Source organism: Pyxidicoccus fallax (genome assembly GCF_012933655.1).
GTDB classification, from domain to species: domain Bacteria; phylum Myxococcota; class Myxococcia; order Myxococcales; family Myxococcaceae; genus Myxococcus; species Myxococcus fallax.
The window spans coordinates 23664-41830 of record NZ_JABBJJ010000078.1 but is presented as its reverse complement, the minus strand read 5'-3'; the positions used below and the strand labels follow the sequence as shown (position 1 = coordinate 41830).

17 protein-coding genes and 1 tRNA gene are annotated in these 18167 nt (G+C 67.5%); 10 read left to right on the top strand and 8 right to left on the bottom strand.

Annotated features, from left to right (window positions below):
• Positions 1 to 220 precede the first annotated feature (220 nt).
• Together HG543_RS18380 and HG543_RS18375 are read left to right on the top strand one after the other, a co-directional pair.
• Positions 221 to 1483, top strand: a complete 1263-nt coding sequence (locus tag HG543_RS18380; RefSeq protein ID WP_169346093.1) for a hypothetical protein — start codon at positions 221 to 223, stop codon at positions 1481 to 1483.
• A 56-nt stretch (positions 1484 to 1539) separates the two neighbouring features.
• Entirely contained in the window at positions 1540 to 2151 is a 612-nt protein-coding gene (locus HG543_RS18375; protein ID WP_169346092.1) for a polysaccharide biosynthesis/export family protein, read from the top strand.
• Here HG543_RS18375 and HG543_RS18370 read toward each other — a convergent pair.
• The 6 genes from HG543_RS18370 to HG543_RS18345 all read right to left on the bottom strand — a co-directional run bounded on the left by HG543_RS18370 (position 2148) and on the right by HG543_RS18345 (position 8477).
• Complete coding sequence (locus HG543_RS18370) at positions 2148 to 2963, bottom strand: inositol monophosphatase family protein (RefSeq protein WP_169346091.1); 816 nt, start codon at positions 2961 to 2963, stop codon at positions 2148 to 2150. The genes HG543_RS18375 and HG543_RS18370 overlap by 4 nt on opposite strands.
• A gap of 13 nt (positions 2964 to 2976) precedes the next feature.
• On the bottom strand, positions 2977 to 3537 hold the full coding sequence (locus tag HG543_RS18365; protein WP_169346090.1) for a TlpA family protein disulfide reductase: 561 nt from the start codon (positions 3535 to 3537) through the stop codon (positions 2977 to 2979).
• Positions 3538 to 3539: 2 nt separating this feature from the next.
• Positions 3540 to 5012 (bottom strand): UDP-N-acetylmuramate:L-alanyl-gamma-D-glutamyl-meso-diaminopimelate ligase, encoded by a 1473-nt coding sequence (mpl, locus tag HG543_RS18360; protein WP_169346089.1) that lies wholly within the window; start codon positions 5010 to 5012, stop codon positions 3540 to 3542.
• The gene (locus tag HG543_RS18355; protein ID WP_169346088.1) at positions 5005 to 6186 is read right to left on the bottom strand and encodes a serine hydrolase domain-containing protein; all 1182 of its coding nucleotides are present in this window, start codon (positions 6184 to 6186) and stop codon (positions 5005 to 5007) included. The genes mpl and HG543_RS18355 overlap by 8 nt, the downstream gene beginning before the upstream one ends.
• A complete protein-coding gene (locus HG543_RS18350; protein ID WP_169346087.1) occupies positions 6183 to 7094 on the bottom strand; it encodes a S66 peptidase family protein in 912 nt (303 codons plus the stop codon). The genes HG543_RS18355 and HG543_RS18350 overlap by 4 nt, the downstream gene beginning before the upstream one ends.
• Before the next feature lie 108 nt (positions 7095 to 7202).
• Positions 7203 to 8477 carry an RsmB/NOP family class I SAM-dependent RNA methyltransferase gene (locus HG543_RS18345; RefSeq protein ID WP_169346086.1) on the bottom strand — a complete coding sequence of 425 codons (1275 nt, stop codon included), beginning with the start codon at positions 8475 to 8477 and terminating at the stop codon, positions 7203 to 7205.
• A 64-nt stretch (positions 8478 to 8541) separates the two neighbouring features.
• On the opposite strand from HG543_RS18345, the gene HG543_RS18340 reads away from it, so the two are divergent.
• Positions 8542 to 8614, top strand: a tRNA-Asn gene (locus tag HG543_RS18340).
• A 377-nt stretch (positions 8615 to 8991) separates the two neighbouring features.
• Positions 8992 to 9498 carry a hypothetical protein gene (locus tag HG543_RS18335; protein ID WP_169346085.1) on the top strand — a complete coding sequence of 169 codons (507 nt, stop codon included), beginning with the start codon at positions 8992 to 8994 and terminating at the stop codon, positions 9496 to 9498.
• A 10-nt stretch (positions 9499 to 9508) separates the two neighbouring features.
• Here the strand turns inward: HG543_RS18335 and HG543_RS18330 are convergent, their stop codons facing one another.
• Both HG543_RS18330 and HG543_RS57155 read right to left on the bottom strand, forming a co-directional pair.
• Positions 9509 to 9982, bottom strand: a complete 474-nt coding sequence (locus tag HG543_RS18330) for an SMI1/KNR4 family protein (RefSeq protein ID WP_169346084.1) — start codon at positions 9980 to 9982, stop codon at positions 9509 to 9511.
• 267 nt (positions 9983 to 10249) lie between these two features.
• Positions 10250 to 11110: a transposase family protein gene (locus HG543_RS57155; protein WP_371876500.1), complete on the bottom strand. Its 861-nt coding sequence runs from the start codon at positions 11108 to 11110 to the stop codon at positions 10250 to 10252.
• Positions 11111 to 11605: 495 nt separating this feature from the next.
• On the opposite strand from HG543_RS57155, the gene HG543_RS18320 reads away from it, so the two are divergent.
• From HG543_RS18320 to HG543_RS18295, 6 genes are read left to right on the top strand one after another with little or no spacing between them, the layout of a single operon-like run.
• Positions 11606 to 11818, top strand: a complete 213-nt coding sequence (locus HG543_RS18320) for a helix-turn-helix domain-containing protein (protein ID WP_169346083.1) — start codon at positions 11606 to 11608, stop codon at positions 11816 to 11818.
• Positions 11818 to 13158 (top strand): metallophosphoesterase, encoded by a 1341-nt coding sequence (locus tag HG543_RS18315; protein WP_169346082.1) that lies wholly within the window; start codon positions 11818 to 11820, stop codon positions 13156 to 13158. Before HG543_RS18320 ends, HG543_RS18315 begins: the two co-directional genes overlap by 1 nt.
• A 17-nt stretch (positions 13159 to 13175) precedes the next feature.
• Positions 13176 to 14279, top strand: a complete 1104-nt coding sequence (locus HG543_RS18310) for a GTPase-associated system all-helical protein GASH (protein WP_169346081.1) — start codon at positions 13176 to 13178, stop codon at positions 14277 to 14279.
• 1 nt (position 14280) lies between these two features.
• A complete protein-coding gene (locus HG543_RS18305) occupies positions 14281 to 15234 on the top strand; it encodes a TRAFAC clade GTPase domain-containing protein (protein ID WP_169346080.1) in 954 nt (317 codons plus the stop codon).
• Positions 15231 to 16106, top strand: coding sequence for a TRAFAC clade GTPase domain-containing protein (locus tag HG543_RS18300; RefSeq protein ID WP_169346079.1), 876 nt, complete (start codon positions 15231 to 15233; stop codon positions 16104 to 16106). The genes HG543_RS18305 and HG543_RS18300 overlap by 4 nt, the downstream gene beginning before the upstream one ends.
• Positions 16107 to 16108: 2 nt before the next feature.
• Positions 16109 to 18160, top strand: a complete 2052-nt coding sequence (locus HG543_RS18295; RefSeq protein WP_246357129.1) for a GAP1-N1 domain-containing protein — start codon at positions 16109 to 16111, stop codon at positions 18158 to 18160.
• The last annotated feature ends 7 nt before the right edge of the window (positions 18161 to 18167 follow it).

Here is an 18167-nt window from a genome sequence, read left to right as displayed (position 1 = left end):
CCCTACCCGCCCCCCTCCGCCGGATGACGTCGTCGTCCGCCCGCCCCCGGCCAGTCCCATCCGCTAACGCCTCGGGTGCCCCGTGGCCCACCGAGCGAGGCTCCATCCAGTGTCCAACATTCATTTCGGCCCGGGGGAATGCGCGTGCTATGACGCTACGGGCCGTACGCGTGAAAGGTGGGAAAAGGTATCACTCCCGCCTGGGAAGTCCTTCTGAGCCATGAAGCAGCCTGCGACATTCTGGGGGGGTTGGGCTGCGCTGGCGCTGCTGGCGCTGGGCGGTACCGCCACGGCCCAGGACTCGGTGTCGGCGCCGGCCACGGGCGGCAACGGCATCAAGGTCGGTAGCGGGCGGCTGCACCCCTATTTCGACCTGGAGACGCGGCTGGACAGCGGCGTCGGCTACTTCACGGCGCGGCCGGATGATCCTCTGAGCCCCGTCTCGCCGGACCTGTCCGGCGAGCTGGCGATGCACTTCCGGCCGGGCTTCAAGCTGGAGATTCCCTCTCCCACGCTGGCCTTCAACCTGAACGGCAACCTGGACTACGTCCTCTACACGGGCCTGCTCACCGCCAACTCGGGCGCGGCGTCGCGCATGCAGGGGGCGGCGGACCTGCTGGCGCGCCTCAACCCGGACGCGCCGCTGTCGCTGGAGGTGTCGGACCAGTTCGTGCGCTCGGACCGCACGCGCACCGCGGCCATTGGCGCGGGCGTGCTCAGCCTCTTCAACGAGGCCCGGGTGAAGCTGCCGTGGCGGCCGGGCGGTGGCGCGGTGGAGCTCGCCCCCAACGCCGCCTACGCGGTGGAGTTCTTCGAGCCGCTGGGCTCCAACAGCCCGGTGGACTGCGGCGACGGCGTCTGCGACCCCATCGCGGCGGACCGGTTCGACTACGGCAACCTGCACTTCGGGCTGGAGGGCCGCTGGCGCTTCCTGCCGAAGACGGCGGTGGTGCTGGACACGGGCGTGGACCTGCGCAGCTACTTCAACGACGGCAGCCCGGACGCCACGCTGTTCCGGGCCATGGCCGGCGTGGCGGGCCTCGTGTCCCCCAAGGTGGCGGTGCTGGCCAAGGCCGGCTGGGGCCAGGACTTCTCCGGCGACGGCGGCGGCACCTTCATCGCGCAGCTCGAGGGCACGTACCTCTACAGCCCCAATCTGAGCTTCAAGGGCGGCTTCCTGCGCCAGTTCGAGCCGGTGGCGGCCTACGGCACGTTCACCGACAACCGTGGCTACGCGGAGGCGCGGGCCCTGTTCGGCGGCAAGCTGACGATGCGCCTGGGCGCGGCGGTGGACTTCCTGAGCTTCGCTGGCGGCCGCAGCGACACCCTCGTCAGCCTCGATGCGGGCCCCGAGTACCAGTTCCGCCCCTGGCTCACCGGCGCGGTCGGCTACACGTTGGGCTCCCGGTCGTCCTCGGTGGCTGGCGGCGGCCTCAACTACACGCGCCACGAGGGGTATGCTCGCCTCTCGGTGATGTACTGAGCGCTGTAGCCCCCCTGCCCCGGCGGCCTTTCGCCGGCATGCCCGACAAACGACGGATGAAGACCTCCCGCTCCTCCCTGGCCGTGGTGCTCCTCGCGGCGTTGCCCGCCTGCTTCGGCACGTCGCGCCCGCCGCCTCCGCCTCCCACGCCCGCCGCCGAGGCGGGTGAGGCGCGCTCGAGCGGGGGCGCGCTCGGCCCCGGGGACGTGGTGGAGGTGCGCGTCTTCCAGGAGCCCGAGCACTCGGGCACCTGGCGCGTGTCCCCCGAGGGCACCATCGACTACCCGCTGTGCGGCAAGGTGCCGCTGGCGGGCCAGACGCCCAGCGGGGCGGCGGACGCGCTGCAGACGTGCCTGGCGCGCTACGTGCGCCGGCCCCAGGTGTCGGTGCTCATCCGCGAGTACAACTCGCAGAAGATTTTCGTCTTCGGCGAGGTGCAGAAGCCCGGCACCTTCCCGGTGGACGGGGAGATGTCCATCGTCCAGGCGATTACGCTGGCTGGCGGCTTCACCAAGCTGGCGGCGAAGAACAACACGCTGGTGACGCGCGTGGTGGACGGGCAGGAGCGCAAGATTCGCGTGCCCGTCGAGGACATCGGCGTGGGGCGGGAGAAGAACTTCCTCCTCCAGCCCGGCGACATCGTCTTCGTGCCGGAGAGCTTCTTCTAGCGGGGCTTCCAGCCCAGGTCGTCCACGAAGCGCTTCGCCTCGGCCAGCAGCTCCGGGGCCAGCGCGGGCGCGGAGGCAATCACGTCTCCGCGCATGACGTTGAAGGGCGCGCCCGTCACGTGGCGGATGACGCCGCCAGCCTCCTCCACCAGCAGCGAGCCCGCGGCGATGTCCCACGGCTTGAGGCCGAATTCGAAGAAGCCGTCGAAGCGGCCCGCGGCCACGTAGGCCAGGTCCATGGCGGCGCTGCCGGTGCGGCGCATGCCCTGGGCGCGGAGGATGAAGCGGTTGAAGAGGCCCACCGGCCCCTCCGGGCGCTCGCGCACGTCGTACGGGAAGCCCGTGCACAACAGCGCCCGGTCCAGCGAGGCCACGGCGCTGGCGCGCAGCGGGCGGCCGTTGAGGGTGGCGCCCTCGCCGCGCGCGGCGGAGAAGAGCTCGTCCAGCATCGGGTCATACACGACGCCAGCGAGGATGCCGCCGGGGCCCTCCACCGCCACGCTGACGCAGAAGTGCGGCACGCGGTGCGAGTAGTTGGTGGTGCCGTCCAGCGGGTCCACCAGCCAGCGCAGCGAGTTGGTGCCGGCCTGCGCGCCGCTCTCCTCGGCGAGGATGGCGTGCGTGGGGTGGCGCTCGCGGATGAAGGCCAGCAGCGCTTCCTCGGACGCCTTGTCCGCGTCCGTCACCAGGTCGATGCCGCCCTTGAACTCGATGGTGCGCTCGCCCAGGAAGCGCTCCGCGAGGATGCGCCCGGCGAGGCGGGCCCCCTCCTCCGCGGTGCGACGCAGGGCGGCGGGCGTGTCCTGGGCCATGGCGATTCCCCTCCTACGGCGCGGGCTCGGCGAGCAGCGCCTCGATGTGCGACTGGTAGCGCGCGAAGAACTCCTCGGCGAAGCCCTCCTCCACGTGGCGGACCACTCCGCGCCGGTCGATGTAATAGGTCGTGGGCATGCCCTTCACCTTGAGGGTGCGCTCGGCCACCTGCGCGTTCTCGTCGAGGAGGACGGGCAGCCCCACCTTCGCCTCCTGGAGGAACGGAGCGATGGCGCGCGGGTCCTCGTCCACGCTGAGCGCGTACACCTTCAGGCCGCGGCCGCCGTACTCGCGGGCGAGATTCTCGTAGAAGGGCAGCGCGTCCCGGCACGGCTCGCACCAGGTGGCCCACACGTCCAGCAGCACCACGCTGCCCCGGTCGCTGGCGAGGTCATACGCCTCGCCGCTCGGGTAGCGCTTCACCTGGAAGACGAGCGGCGTCCTGGGAGCGGACTCCGGGGCCTGCGCGCTCCCCGCGCTCGTCTCCGGCGCGGGGCCGGTGAGGGGCGGCAGCGTGGACTTCGTGCAACCCGCGAGCGCGAGCGCACCGGCGAGGGCGAGCGGGAGGCGCATCCTCACGCCCCCTGCCCCGCGCGGGCCTTGAGGGCCGCGAGCAGCTTGTCGATGAAGCCGCCGAAGGAACCGTTGCTCATGACGAGCAGCACGTCGCCGGGGCGGGACTCGCGGACCGCCAGGTCCACCAGCGTCTGCACGTCCGTGGCGCCCTCCGCGGCGATGCCCTGGGCCTTGAGGTCCTCGACGAGCTTGCGCACGTCCAGCTCCTCGCCGACGGGCACCTTGTCATGGCGCTCGGGCACCTTGAGGCTGGCGCGGGCCGCGCCGGTGAAGGCGTGGGCGTAGTCCTCCTGGTGGATGTTGCGGCGGCTGGTGTTGGAGCGCGGCTCGAAGATGGCCCACAGCCGCCGCTCCGGGTAGCGGTTGTGGACGGCGGCGATGGTCTCCCGCACGGCGGTGGGGTGGTGCGCGAAGTCGTCCACCACCATGATGCCGCCGGGCTCGCCGCGGATCTCCTGCCGGCGCTTGACGCCGGAGAACGTCGCGAGGCCCTTGCGAATCTCCTCGAAGGACAGGCCCAGGCCGCGCGCGGCGGCGATGACGCCCAGCGCGTTCTCCACGTTGTGCGCGCCGCCCATCGGCAGCTCCACCGTGCCCAGCACCTGCCCGCGCTCCACCACGTCGAAGCGCGCGCCGGCGGCGCCGAAGGACACGTTGCGCGGCGTGTAGTCCGCCTCCGCGCCTTCCTTCGCCACGTACGTCACCACGCGGCCCTTGCAGCCCTCGCGCGAGAGCTTCACGGCGTTGGGGTACGCGGCGCACACCACGAGCTGCCCGTCCTGCGGAATCAGCCGGACGAACTTCTCGAAGGTGGCCTCGTAGTGGGGCAAATCCCTGAAGATGTCCGCGTGGTCGAACTCCACGCTGGTGAGGATGGCGGTGCGCGGCCGGTAGTGGAGGAACTTGGAGCCCTTGTCCCAGTACGCGGTGTCGTACTCGTCGCCCTCGACGACGAAATGCGGACCCTTGCCCACGCGGTAGTTGCCCGCGTAGTTCTGGGTGACGCCGCCCACGAGGAAGGACGGGTCCTTGCCGGCCTCCACGAGGACGTGGGCCATGAGCGAGGACGTCGTCGTCTTGCCGTGCGTGCCGGCCACCACCACCGAGTGCGAGCGCTCGAGGAAGAGCGAGCCCAGGGCGGCGGGGAAGCTCATCTGCTTGAGGCCGCGCTCGCGCACGGCGGTGGCCTCGGGATTCACGCGGCGGATGACGTTGCCGATGATGACGAGGTCCGGCTTCGCCGAGTCGAGGTTCTCCGGCTTGTAGGGCGTGGAGACGGGAATGCCCCACGTCCGGAGCATGTCGCTCATGGGCGGGTAGACATTCTCGTCGCTGCCGGTGACTTCGTAGCCGGCGGCCTTGAGCATGCCGGCGAAGGAGCCCATGCCGGTGCCGGCCACGCCCACGAGGTGGACGCGGCGCACGCTGCCGGGTTCGAGGGTATCGAGGACGTTTCCGTTGTCGTCAGCCATGAGTTCCCTGCTGGAGGTCTGAGAGTCCGAGGGCCTCCACGACGAGGTCGTGGAAGAGGGGTCGGAATTCGCGGATGCGCAGCTCCTGGCGGCCGTGGGCCACGCGGTTGGTGACGAGTGCCACCACCAGCGAGCGGCGCAGGTCCACCCAGAGGCTGGTGCCGGTGAAGCCCAGGTGCCCCACGGCACCCGGCGGCGTGTCGCCGATGTAGTGGCCCGCGCTGGAGCCCACGGCGGAGGGCGAGTCGAAGCCCATGGAGCGGGTGCTGCCTTGCACGAGCGGGTCGGTGGCCAGCACGCGGTGCCACAGCGGGCCGGGCGCAATCGCTGCGCCGCCGGAGCACCCGTCCAGCACGGCCTGACCGAAGCGGGCCACGTCCACCGCGGTGCCGAAGAGGCCCGCGTGTCCGGCGACACCGTCCATCACCCAGGCGTTGTCGTCGTCGACTTCTCCGGGGCGCGTGCGGCGCGAGGGCACGTCCTTCCACATCCCCTCCTGGCCGGGCGCGGGCTCGCGAGGGCGGGTGGCGCCGGTGGGCGCGGGGGCCGCGTCGGCGGGGAAGTCGGTGAGGCGGTGGAAGCGCGCGGACAGGCCGAGCGGCTCGGCGACGTAGCGCGAGAAGAGTGTGTCCAGCGGGGAGCCCGTGGCGCGGGAGAGGATTTCGCCGAGGAGGATGAAGCCCACGTCGCTGTACGCGGTGCGCGTGCGGGGCTCGGCGGCGAGCGGCGTGGAGGCGGCGGCCTGGATGACCTCCTCGCGGACGCGCGCCCGCATGGCGGAGGGGCAATCCGCGTCGAGCAGCTCCGGGTGCGCGGTGAGCGCCTGGGCGAAGAAGGGCACGAAGGGCGGCAGGCCCGAGCGGTGGTAGAGCAGGTCCGCGACGGTGGCGCCCGCGTCGCCCACGGGCGAGCCGGGGAAGAAGCGGGACACGAGCGTGTCGGGGCCCACCTTCCCTTCGGTCCACAGGCGCAGGAAGAGCGCGGTGGTGCTGAGCACCTTGGTGACGGAGGCGAGGTCGAAGCGCGTGTCGCCGGAGACGTTGCCCGCCACGTGGCCGAAGACCTGGGCGCCGCGGTGCAAGACGATGGCCTGGGCGGCGGGGAACACGCCGTTCTTGCAGGCGTCGTCGAGGACCGTCTGGAGGATGGTGATGGGATGGCGACTGCCGCTCATGCGCGCACGGCTCCTTCGAGGAAGGTGAGGCGCGCCGCGTCCGCCTCCAACCGCACGTGGGTGCCCAGGGCCACGGGGTAGTTGATGTCGCCATGGCCAATGGGGAAGCCGGCGGCGCAGGGAAGGCCCGCCTCCCTCGCCAGGTCGCGGAGCACGTCCGCGCTGGAGAAGTTGGCGTCGCGCTCCTCGCAGCCGGTGAAGTCGCCGAGGACGATGCCGCGCACGCGCGAGAAGACGCCCGCCAGCCGGAGGTGCGTCCACATGCGGTCGAGGCGGTAGGGGCGCTCGGTGACGTCCTCCAGGAGGAGCACCGCGCCGTCGAGCGGCGGCATGTACGAGGTGCCGATGAGGCGCGAGAAGACGGAGAGGTTGCCGCCGACGAGGTGCCCCTCGGCCATGCCGGGCACGTAGGTGGCGGAGCCCGTCAGGGGCGGTGGGGCCTCGGGTGACTCGAGGAGGCGGAAGAGGTAGTCGCGCACCTCCGGGGGCTGCCGGCCGAGCTGCGTGAGGACGGGCCCGTGGATGGAGACGCGGCCGAGCGCCTGCAGGGCGCCGTGCACGGAGGTGAGGTCGGAGAAGCCAACGAAGGCGCTGTGCGACGCATCCGCGAGCGGAAGGTCGGGGAGCAGGCGGGCGCTGCCGTAGCCGCCGCGGGCGCAGAAGATGCCGCGGGCGTCGCGGTCGGTCAGGGCGCGGGCCAGCTCTCCACCGCGCCGCGTGTCATCGCCGGCGAGGTAGCGGTGGGAGGAGAAGATGTCGGGAGCGTGAACGGCGTTGTAGCGCTCCGCGATGGCGGCGAGGCCCACGTCGAAGCCCGGGCGGTCGAAGGGACCTGCGGGGGCGACGACATGAACGGTGTCGCGGGGACGGAGCGGGAGGGGCTTGAGCCAGCGCACGGGGCGCTTCATAGCACCGGGGCCGTGCGGGGCACGTTGATTCGAGGCACGGGGCCGCGAAGCGTTGAGTACCCCTGTCCGTCGGAACGAGGACACTGCGGACGCTCGGTACCCCCGCCCCTACCCGGCCGACCGCTCCATCACCGCCGCGAAGAAGGCGTCGGTGCCGTGCCGGTGCGGCGCGACGAAGAGGCAGCCATCCCGGATGCAGGCTTCGGAGAGCCATCCCGCCCCGGGGCGCACGAGCTGGAAGTCGGGCCGTGAGGCGAGGAAGGCGTGGACGACGTCCTCGTTCTCCGCGCGGTTGACGGTGCAGGTGGCGTAGACGAGCCGTCCGCCCGGACGCACCAGGTCTCCCGCGTGCGAGAGGATGTCGCGCTGCAGCGGCGGGAAGCGGGTGAGCGCGTCCGGCTGGATGCGGAAGCGCTGGTCTGGGCCACGGCGCAGGGAGCCCAGCTCGGAGCACGGGGTGTCCACGAGGACGCGGTCGGCGCCGAGGCCCGCTGGGGGCCGGGTCCGGAGCACCTGGACGCGCGCGAGGCCGGCCCGGGCGGAGCGCTGGAGGAGCCGGTCGAGCCGCTCGGGGTCGGGGTCGTAGGCCAGGAGCCGGCCGGAGTCCTTCATCTCCGCACCGAGCAGGAGCGTCTTGCCGCCAGCACCGGCGCACAGGTCGAGCACCGTCTCGCCGGGGCGGGCCTCCACGACGAGGCCGAGGAGCTGGCTGCCCTCGTCCTGGACCTCGAAGAGGCCCTCGCGGAGGGAGGGCAGGCCATAGAGGTTGGGGCGCGGGCCCTCGATGTGGAGCGCCAGGGGGCTCCAGGGGCCGGGACGGGTGGAGACGCCCTCGGAGCGGAGGCGCTCGGCCAGGGCGTCGCGCGAGGTGCGCAGCGGGTTGGCGCGGAGGGTGATGGGGCCGGGGACGTTGAGGTGGGCGCAGAAGGCCTCGGCCTCGGGGCCCAGCTCGCGGGCGAAGTGGTCGGCGAGCCAGTCCGGCAGGGATGCCCGGAGGGCGAGCGTGGGGGCCTCACCCGGGGTGAGGACGGGAGGCGGGCCCTCCCCTACCCCACTCAAGGCCGCGGCTTCGGAGGCGGGGACGCCGGCCAGGCCATGCAGCAACGCGTACAGGAGGAAGGGGGGCGTGGCGTCCTCGCGGCCCAGGAGGAAGCCGAGGCGGCGCCGCCAGAGACCGACGTTGAAGACGGCCTCCTTGAGGGCCTGGCGCTGTTCGCGGGAGAGGTGGCGGTGGTCCCGGAGGGTGCGGTCCAGGACGCGCTCGGCGGGCGAGCCGGCGAGGACCTGGGCGATGGCCTCCGAGGTGACGGAGACCAGGCCGGCGAGCGAGGACCAGGGCTGGGAGTGAAGCCGAGAGAGTGGATCGAACGGGACTGTTGACACGGCGGGCTCCGTTCTCTACAAAGCGCGTCATCACGGCAACGCCGAACCGCCGTGAGGTACATATTCCCCGATAGCTCAGCCGGTAGAGCGGGTGACTGTTAATCACTAGGTCCGTGGTTCGAGTCCACGTCGGGGAGCTGAAGAAAAGAAGGCCCTGCCAGCGATGGCGGGGCCTTTTTGTTTTCTACACAGGCCTCGCGGCGCGCGCCGTGGGGCCTTCGTGCTGAAGCCCTGAACCCCAACAGCTCCCTCGCTCCCCCCGGAGTGCCTCGTGCACTGCGTCAGGGGACACGTGCGGCGAACACACCTCGTTTCCAGGCGCCAGCCCTCCGGCTGGCGTTTTCGTTTCCGGCCGCGAGCAATCGCGCGCCCTGCCCTTCCCTCCATCGAACGATGACGAGCGCCCGCCGCGTGGGGATGCCCCCGCGAATGGGGCGTCGTGCGTCCCGAGGTTCCCGCGATGCGTCGACCCGACCTGGTCCCCGACTGCGCCTCCTGCGCAGCCCTATGCTGTGTGGCTACCTCGTTCGAGCGCTCCGAGGACTTCGCCTTCGACAAGCCGGCGGGAGTCCCTTGCCGGTACCTGACGCGCGGGAATCGCTGCGCCATCCACGCCGACCTCATCGGGCGTGGATGCCGGGGCTGCGCCGTGTACGACTGCTACGGTGCCGGCCAGCGTGCCACGCGCGCCTTCGCGACCGCGCCCGCACGCCTCCGCAACCAGGCGTTCCTCGTCCTGCGCGGCCTTCACGAGCAACTCTGGCTGCTGACGGAAGCGGCGAAGCTCTGCCCACCGTCGTGCGGCGAGCTGCGCGCTGAGTTGGCTGCGCAGGTCGAGGTGCTCGACACCCTCGCACGGGGGGACGTGGCATCGCTGCTCGAGATCGATCCCAGCCACTACGACCAGCGGACGCGCGCGCTCCTATGCCGGGTGGGCGAGGCCCTCGGTGGCCGCGCACGGTGGGTTCGCTCCTCCCCCGAATGGGAACGAGAGTCTCCCGCCAACGATGAGATGAAGTGACGGGGAGATTTCATCTCTTCAGCCAGTAGAGGCGACGCCGGGTGCGCAGCACCTGCTCCAAGAACTCCGAGAAGCAGCGAGCGACCTGCTTGCAGTAGACCGGGTCCGGCCACGCTTCATGGTCACCATCGAAGAGGGGGTAACGGTCGTTGTCCGCGCGAGCCACATCCACCAGCACGTAGTTGCCGTCCTGCACGTCGCAGAGTGCATACACGGATGCCGGGCCCCACTTGTCGTCATCCTCGCCGTAGATGGCCACCCGCGCCCGGACAATCTTGTGCAGCGGGAGGACGCGATAGGGGGTGTCTGGCAGCCGCTCAACCAGTTCCGCCCCATTGCAGTGCAGGTAGAAGGCGCGCAGGTCCGGGTCCAGCGTCCAGCCCACCCGGCGCTCGAACGCATCGATTTCTTCAGGAGCGGCGGGCGAATACGGAAAGTGCTCGCGGGAGACCTCTTCAAGCAGGCTGCTCATGGGCGTGGCCATCGTCAGTTGTCAGAGTAGGGCAGATTGGGCCCCGCTGTATTCCAGGGTGCCTGACCTCCGTAGCAGGCGGGGTATGCCCTGTTGAATACGGTATGCACGCCCGGCTCGACGGGGATGATGTTGCTGGGATCCACCGGATCGCCGCCATGGTGAAGGTCTCGGATGTGGTGCCCGGGCCAGGCTACGCCCTCCTCTTCAGGCCAGTCTCCGAACTTCTTGCTCCAGTCCCTTCTGAAGGACGTCCGGAAGTTCTCCCATCCCTGACGCTCAGCATCCTTCTTGTCTGGCGACAGCTTGGGATAGTCGCATGCCGTAGCGGCTGCCAGCTTTGACAGGAAGCGGCGGGATGACGAGGCGCCCTTCCCAATCCAGCTTGATGTCGGCCAGCCACATGCAGCCCATGACCCGGGCGCACTCCCGCTGGCATGTTCGCATGAACTCCTGCCTGCACTGCCAGGGGCCGTAGAAGAGGGTCGTCTTCATCCGCCCGCCGAGCACTGGAATCCAGGGCAGCTCTTTCTTCGTCGCGGGTTGGGCTCCTGGAGATGGGGCGGAACCAGACCCGCCCGTCCCGTGAGTCGTGGAGCACCCGGCGAGAATCGCGACCAGCACCGTCGAGCGGACGAGGATGGAGCCGTAGGTACGCCCCTTGCGCAGCGCCCAGTCGTCGAGGCCCAGGATGCGAACGGGGCTGGGTGACGGCAACGGGGCACGACGAATCAGCCGCAGGAGGGTGTCTGGACTGGTGGGCATCGACAGAGGCTTGAGCAGCCTGGCTCCAGCCTCGGCCCCCGCAGTGATTGCAACAGCGCACTGTGCAGTGGCAAGCCGACGTGTCCGTCGAGCCCGAGCCGACAATAGGCGCACCGGCCGCTCCGCGAACGTACGGCGAGAGCATTCCGGGTTTCGACAGCAGAAGCGCCGCACGCGGAGGTCAAGTTGGACGGCACGCCCAGCGGAGGGCAGGTCTGCCGGGCGTCGGACGTAGCTGCCATGCACCGAGGTACTGGGCGTCTGGCAGGAGGGACACCGGGCACCAGTGCCCTCCAGGCGCACCGCGAGGACAACATCCGCCGAACTACCGTGGGTCACCCGGTCCACCCGACAGCGAGGAAGGGAGTACAGCATTTCCATTCCCAGGGTGTATTCGCCCAGCTGTCAGCTTGCCGCGTCTGCCTACTCCCCCGAGGTGAACCACACGAAGTGCGGGAGAGCCACGGAACTGGGCTACTCCCAACTCGGTGATTCTCACCAAGCCATCAGGGAGCACTTTCGAGCGATGCAACCACGTGAAGGTGCGCCCACACCCGTTCAGCCAGGAGAGGAACCCCAAGGGCTAGGCATGCAGCAGGCGGTCGAGCCCGTCCGAAGGGTGGCATGAAGTCCCACATGGCTCACCTAGCCTGTACGATGCCCCCCCCCCACAGCTTCCACTTCTGGAGGATGCTGGACGTCCCCCAAATGAAGGCCAGTGCGAACTCGCTCTCAGCTTCCTCTTCTGCAAAGACCGGGTTCTAAGGAGGCATGCGTACGGTCTTTTCGACTTAGCTTGACTCTTGGTGGGAAACCTCGACTTCGATACCCTGCGCGCGTGTTCAGATCCGCATCAGCAGGAGGGATCCGATGACAGCAGAGCCTTGGGCCTTGGTCGACGACGTCGCTAGGCATGTCGGGGTTGCGAAGGACTCCGCGTACCTCTGGATCGAGTTGCGGAACCTCCCGCCGCACAAGATCGGCCGTCTCTGGAAGTTCAATCTCTCTGGAGTCGACGAATGGGTCCGAGCCGGAGGTGCCGACGGCAATTACGGTGGCACCGTTGAGAAGGGCGGGCGCTGATGGACAAGCTCGTCCTCGTCCATCTCTCGGACATCCACTTCACCCGCGCGTCGGGTGTCTCTGTTCATGACCTCGACAAGAACGTGCGGAACGAGCTGGTCTTGGATGCAACCAAGGTCGCCAACGAGATAGGCCCGGTCACTGGTGTCCTTGTCACCGGCGACATCGCATTCTCGGGCAAACAAGTCGAATACGACCGCGCCACCGACTGGCTTCGGGATTTTTGTCGAGCGATCGGGTGCCCCGCAGAAAACGTCTGGGTCGTACCCGGGAACCACGACGTCGATCGAGAGAAGACGAAGCGGAAGGTCACTCGAACGTTCCACCAGGGCATCAGGAAGGAAGGCTCGGACGTCGATAGGGAGCTTCGCGAAATCCTCTCTGACGAGCAGTCTGCGGCCGCACTCCTTGACCCATTGACTGAGTACAACACTTTCGCGGGGCGCTTTGGCTGCTCGATCTCGGCCGGGAAGCACTACTGGGAGCGCGACCTCAAGCTCGCCTGCGGTACCGCCATTCGACTCCGTGGCCTCACGAGCTCGCTAGTGTCGAACGAGGAAGATAAGCGCACCGGGATTGTTCTCGGCGTGGCGCAAGCGGGCGTCGAACGTGCGCCCGGCGTGCTCCACATGACACTCTGCCACCATCCGCCGGACTGGCTTCGGGATAACGACGCCGTCGAAGACCACTTGAAGTCTAAGGTCCACATCCAACTCTTCGGGCATAAGCACTCCCAACGACTCTACGAAATCAACGGAAAGGTACGACTCGTCGCTGGGGCAATGCACCCCGAGCGTGGCGAGGGGGGCTGGCTTCCCACCTACAACTTCTTGGAGATCTCGCGCCGCGACAGTGAGCGCATTGGCCTTCGCGTCTACCAGCGCCAGTGGAACCAGCCGGACACTAACTTCGTCGCATGGCGAAACCCGGACAACGGAAAGGACCACCGAGAGTTCCTCTGGGCTGGCTTTCCAGCAGCCACGAAGGTCGCGACCCCGAGCGTTGTCTCTCACGAGGCGAGAGGCGCCGAGGTCACTGCATCGCCGCTGATCTCCGCGGTGGCAACCACCGTGACCGCGAAGGACGATGCCATGCCGGCTCCGAACAACGAGCGTCGGCTCACATACCGATTCCTCACACTTCCATTCCGCCACCAAATCACCGTTGCCAAGAACCTCGACGTACTCACGGACGCCGATCGAGGGCTCAGCGACGAGGCTCTCTTCCGCGTCCTGTTCAAGCGTGCCGCCGAAAAGGGCATCCTCGGGAAGCTCTGGGCCGAGACGGAAAAGCTTCACGACGATCCGGCGGACTGCAACCCATTTGAGGCCTCGAAGTAGCCGGGAGTGCAGCATACATGCACAAGAACTTTGGCGAATGGTATCGGCAAGTCTCGCTCCCCTGCACGGACGACAGCCTGAAGAAGCGATGGGCGGGCGTCGAGAGCTGGGTGACGACAATTCGTGGTGACGTTGCCGCACTGCTCGAGACGGTCCGCATCTTCCGAGGACTCCCCGAGAAGACCTCGCGCGAGGCGTTCCTCGACGCGTTCCGAAACCAAGACTCGACGTTCGCGCAGCGAGGCAATGCTCATGAGCAGCAGGTGCTCGCTGGAGCGGCACTGGTTCGCTGCGTTGGCACGCGTAAGAAGACCGATCATGACAGCCTGCAGGCGGCGGTGCTCGCCGCCACTGCTCTTGAAGCGTCTAGCCTTCGCGCTGCAGACGTGAACAAGACGCTGGACGAGCAGGCGGGAGAGGTTCGTGCGGGCCTCCACACGATTGCGCAAGAGCAGCGCCGACGACGGCCGTTCAAGACCATCCTTCTGAGTTCCGAAGAGGAGGCGGAATTCAAAAAGACCATCGCGACCAACGTCGGAGACCACAATCAGCTCAGGGCGAGCTTCGAGAAGGCCTTCCAGATGCTGCTGAGCGCCGTCAACGGCACTGAGAGCGCGCTCGCCGCAGCTGCGCACGGGCTCCGCTGTGCGGACGAGGAGACGAACATACTCTGGTGGCTCGCTGGGGGCAGTAGCAAGGATCTCGACAAGCCGTGGAGCGTGCTCAAGGACGCGGCCCCGCTTGTTGCTGCGTGGGAACTCGCTGACCTCACCGATTCCGCGCTTGGTCCACAAGATGCCGGGGCGCTCCTTGAGCGTGCCCTGCCGGAAGCGAAGGAGAACAAGAATAAGGAGCAGGCACTGCACGTCTACGTCAACGCAGTGCCAGATGAGTGGGCTAAGACCCGTGTTGCGAGTCTCGATGCGCGAGCGCTCGATCTTGCCTCGCTGTCCCTCGCTCTTTCGAAGCGAGTCGAGGGTAACCCGACGACCTGGCAGCCGTTCTTTGAGTCGGTCAGCGGCGGACTGAAGGCGGGAACCCCGCTGGCACCGGAGCGTGTCGCCCGGCTGGTGTACATAGAGGCGATGCTCTTCCGCACCCTCGCGGACATGGAGAGTTGACATGGCCGAAGCCGCTCCCGCCATAGCAGAAGAAGGCGATGTCGCCACCGCTCCGTCGGAAGCGCAAGCAGCCGTCGATGTGTTCGCTGGCAATGAGATGAGTGCAGCCGAGACGGAGGACATCACCCTGCGATGGCCCACCCAGCTCATCGTGCTTGCCGGGGCCGAGTATAGCGGCAAATCGACGATGCTCACCGCTATCTACGAGCACTTCGGACGAGGCTCGTTCGCTGGCTTCGACTTCGCAGGTTCGCGGTCGCTGATCGGATTCGAGAAGATCTGCCACGCTAACCGCGTCGCCTCTGGCGGCACACGTCCGACCACTGAGCGAACGATCCCTTCAGATGAGGCGGGGTATTACCACCTCGCGCTTCGCGAGACATTCGGCAAGCGCCGGCGCCGGCAGGTCCTATTCTCGGCTCTTTCGGGCGAGCTTTACGGGTGGGCCCGCGACTCGCGTGAGGACTGCGAGAAGCTCACCTTTTTACGTCGTGCGAACGCCATCGTCGTGTTAGTGGATGGGGAGAAACTCGCCAACTTAGAGACGCGCGTGAACGCATATGCGGACGCTGCTAGTCTCCTCGACGTCCTTTTGGACGCACAGATGGTGCCACCTGGCTGTCAAGTGGAGTTTGTTTTCTCCAAGCTAGACCGCATTCGCGCAGCGGGGGAGTCTGCGCTCGCCTTCCTGAAGCAGACTCAGGAGAAGCTCGAGACCAAGTTTCGGGTTCGCGTCCCGCAGCTCGTGTTCCGGGAAATCGCGGCCAGGCCTGGGCCGTCGAACGAAGTGGAGGAACTCGCCAACGGCCTTGCGAGTGCGTTCGCAACTTGGGTCGAGCCTCAATCCCGCGCCAATGTCGATGGTGGGCGTGGACCACAGCCGCCGAGCGATGCACGCGAGTTCAGCAAGTTTGGATGGCGGCGTGCGGAAGAGGGCAAGAGGGCGAAGCCGTGAGCAAACCGACGAACCTTCTCTTCGTTGGTCTTCCTAAGTCCGGGAAGACAACCTACCTCGCCGCGTTGTGGCATGTGCTTGAGGATCAGAGCAGCACCACCAAGTTGAGACGGAAGCAGCTCAGTGGCGATAGGACTTACTTGAACCTGATCGTGAAGGCGTGGCGTGCATGCGCGCCCGTGCCGCGCACTACGCTTCAGACCTTCGACACCACGGTGACCTTGCATTTGGAGGGCGATGGCTTCGGTGAGTTCACGCTCTCGGTGCCCGATTTGGGTGGCGAAGCGTTCGAACAGCAGATCGAGCACAGGAAGGTGAGTGCCGCGCATGTAGCCCTCTTCCGTGAAGCCAATGGCGTGCTCCTGTTCGTGCATCCCGACGTGACGAAGGGGACGCAGATCAGCGACCAGGACCAGATCACAGCGAGTATCGGAGGTGCGACTGAGTCAGTGAGCGAGGCAAAGTCAGTGATCGAGGCAAATGGTCATGCCGAGGTGCCAATACCCTGGAAGGTCGAGATGCTGCCTACGCAAGCGAAGCTCGTCGAGTTACTCCAGTTTCTGCTTGAACTGGTCGACCAGCGACTACGCGTAGCTGTCGTGGTGTCCGCGTGGGACCTCGTTGAACACGTTGGGGCAACTCCGCGCGAATACGTGTCAGGGCGCATGCCGCTCCTGCGCCAGTTCCTTGACGCAAACGATGACATCGTCGACCACGCCGTATTCGGTATCAGTGCTCAAGGCGGCGAGATACCGAAGGACAAGTCCAAGCTGCTCGAACTCGATTCTCTGAAGCGCATCAGGGTGTATCACGACAGCGAGAACAACCACGACATCACGAAGCCTCTCGCGTGGCTACTCGGAGGCAAGTAGGGATGGCGTCCAAAAGCATCCACCAAGCTGTCCACGGATACCGAGACGGGCACCGTCTGCTCAGCAGTTCGACTCCCTTGGGCTCGGATGCGGCTCGCGCGATGCTCATTTTGAGCGACATGTCGGGCCCGTCGATGCAACCCGGCTTCGGCGAGTACCTCACGGGTTACCCGCTTCCTGGTACCGACTTCTTCGTCTTCGCGAAGACTTGGTACGCCCCGGAGATGCAGCGCCCTGGCTGCGTGTGGACCCATTCGTTGCTTGTCCCGCGAGCACAGGTCGCGAGCGTGAGAGCCGCGCAGTTGATGGGGAGGTTTCGGCGTCCACAAGTTGACGGTGTCGATGCGACCGCAACCTCGCCCGTGGACATTGACGAGGAGGCGCCCGTCGGAGGCACTGGTGATGGGTTCGCCGACGAGGGGCTCGCCGCCACGATGATTGGTGCGGTCTTGGGCCAGTCCCGCCCGGTGCTGGTGGTCGCCGACACGGCGGCCCAGTTCGAGGCGGTCTTCCTGCGCCTCTGGGAGGAACTGTGGCCTGCGGAGAGGATGCGCTTCTCGTTTTGCACGGGCGCGCTCATGCCGCGTGCGAACGCTGGCACGTTGCTCGATCTCCAAGCCGTCCCAAGGGCGATTCCGCCGTCGCAGTTCCGCAAAAGCGCCAGCGCAGCGCTCGTCCTCGACCTTCGTACGTCGGGTAAGCCAGAGGGCTGGGTGGACTTGGTACTCGATGGCGCAGTGCGGGGCGACGCGACCTTCCGCTCATGGCTTGAGGCAGCCGCCGGAGCGGATGCAGGTCGCGGAGTCGTCCCGAGCCTCGCCCCGCTCTTTGGCACATGGCACGCACCGGGCTCGTCGGCACGGTCCGCTCTCGCGAGTGTGGTGGACGCGAAGGACCTCGATCCGGGCGTGCGCAGTCGACTCATCGGCATGGTGTTCGACCGGGCCAACACGGAGTCAGGTACGGCCGGTCGGCGCGAACTCATTCAAGACCTCTGCGGGCCTCAAGACAACGACCTCGCTCCGATCGCCACGATGCTCAAGGACCAGACGCTGCGGCTCTTTGAGGATTCGCGAGCCGAGGGCGTAGCGCTCGTTCTGTCTCTGTTGGGCGGCGAGCTGACGGAGGTTGGAGAACGCATGCTTCGCGCTGCTGTGCTCCTGCTCAAGCCGAGCGACCTTGAGTCCTTCGGCGATGCGCATGCACCGTACCTTCCGACCATCGTTGGTGCGAACCACGATCTCGCGTCCTCCCCCATGCTCTGGAGTCGGGTCGGCAGTCGAAGTGGAGAGGTTCTCTCCCAGCTTGGCGGCATGAACCTGAAGGACGAGGAGCGCGCGGCGATCGTCGATGCGCTCCTTTCCTCGGGGTGCGATGTGTCCGTAGACGCACTCATTCGCTTCGGAGGGAAGACTGCGGTCTTTCGAGCGTTGTCCGCGATTACGTCGGAACAGATTCAACTCTCCTGGCCGTGGCGCTCCGCGCTCGGTAGTCAGCGGGACACGGTGCTTGAGTGGCTTGAGAGCCTCTCATCTCCGTCAATCCGCGACCTCGAGCTCGGCAGTCGTTTCCTGAGCCCGAGGACCACGCAGTCGCGGCTAGCGACGGTGTGGAAAGCTGGGACCGCCAGCACCGGAGTAATCGTGTCGCGCGTAGCGGCGTTCGGTCTGGCTCTGGCCTTCTGGGAAGGGAACCATGAGTCGCCGCTCTTCGCAGTGTGCTTCCAGCCCACGTACGATGCGGCCGGCAACTCGCGCCTCGAGTACGACGAATGGGAATGGTTGCGGGAGTACGCGCCGCCATTGTCCTACTGGAGGGACTGGGATAGGTGCGAGCGTCTCGCCAGGGCAATGGCGTGCCTGCTTGAGAAGCAAAGCGCTTCCTTAGAGACGGTCTTCGCGATCGTTCACAGCCGCCAAGCAATAAGGAAGGTTGCTGCGATCCTCGATGACGATAGGGACACGCGACCGTACCTGAGGTCGCTGCGAAAGGCGGTCGACTCGTCGTCCATAGGGACCCGCGAGCAACGCGACGCGCTCTTGGATAATTGGTGAGGGCCAA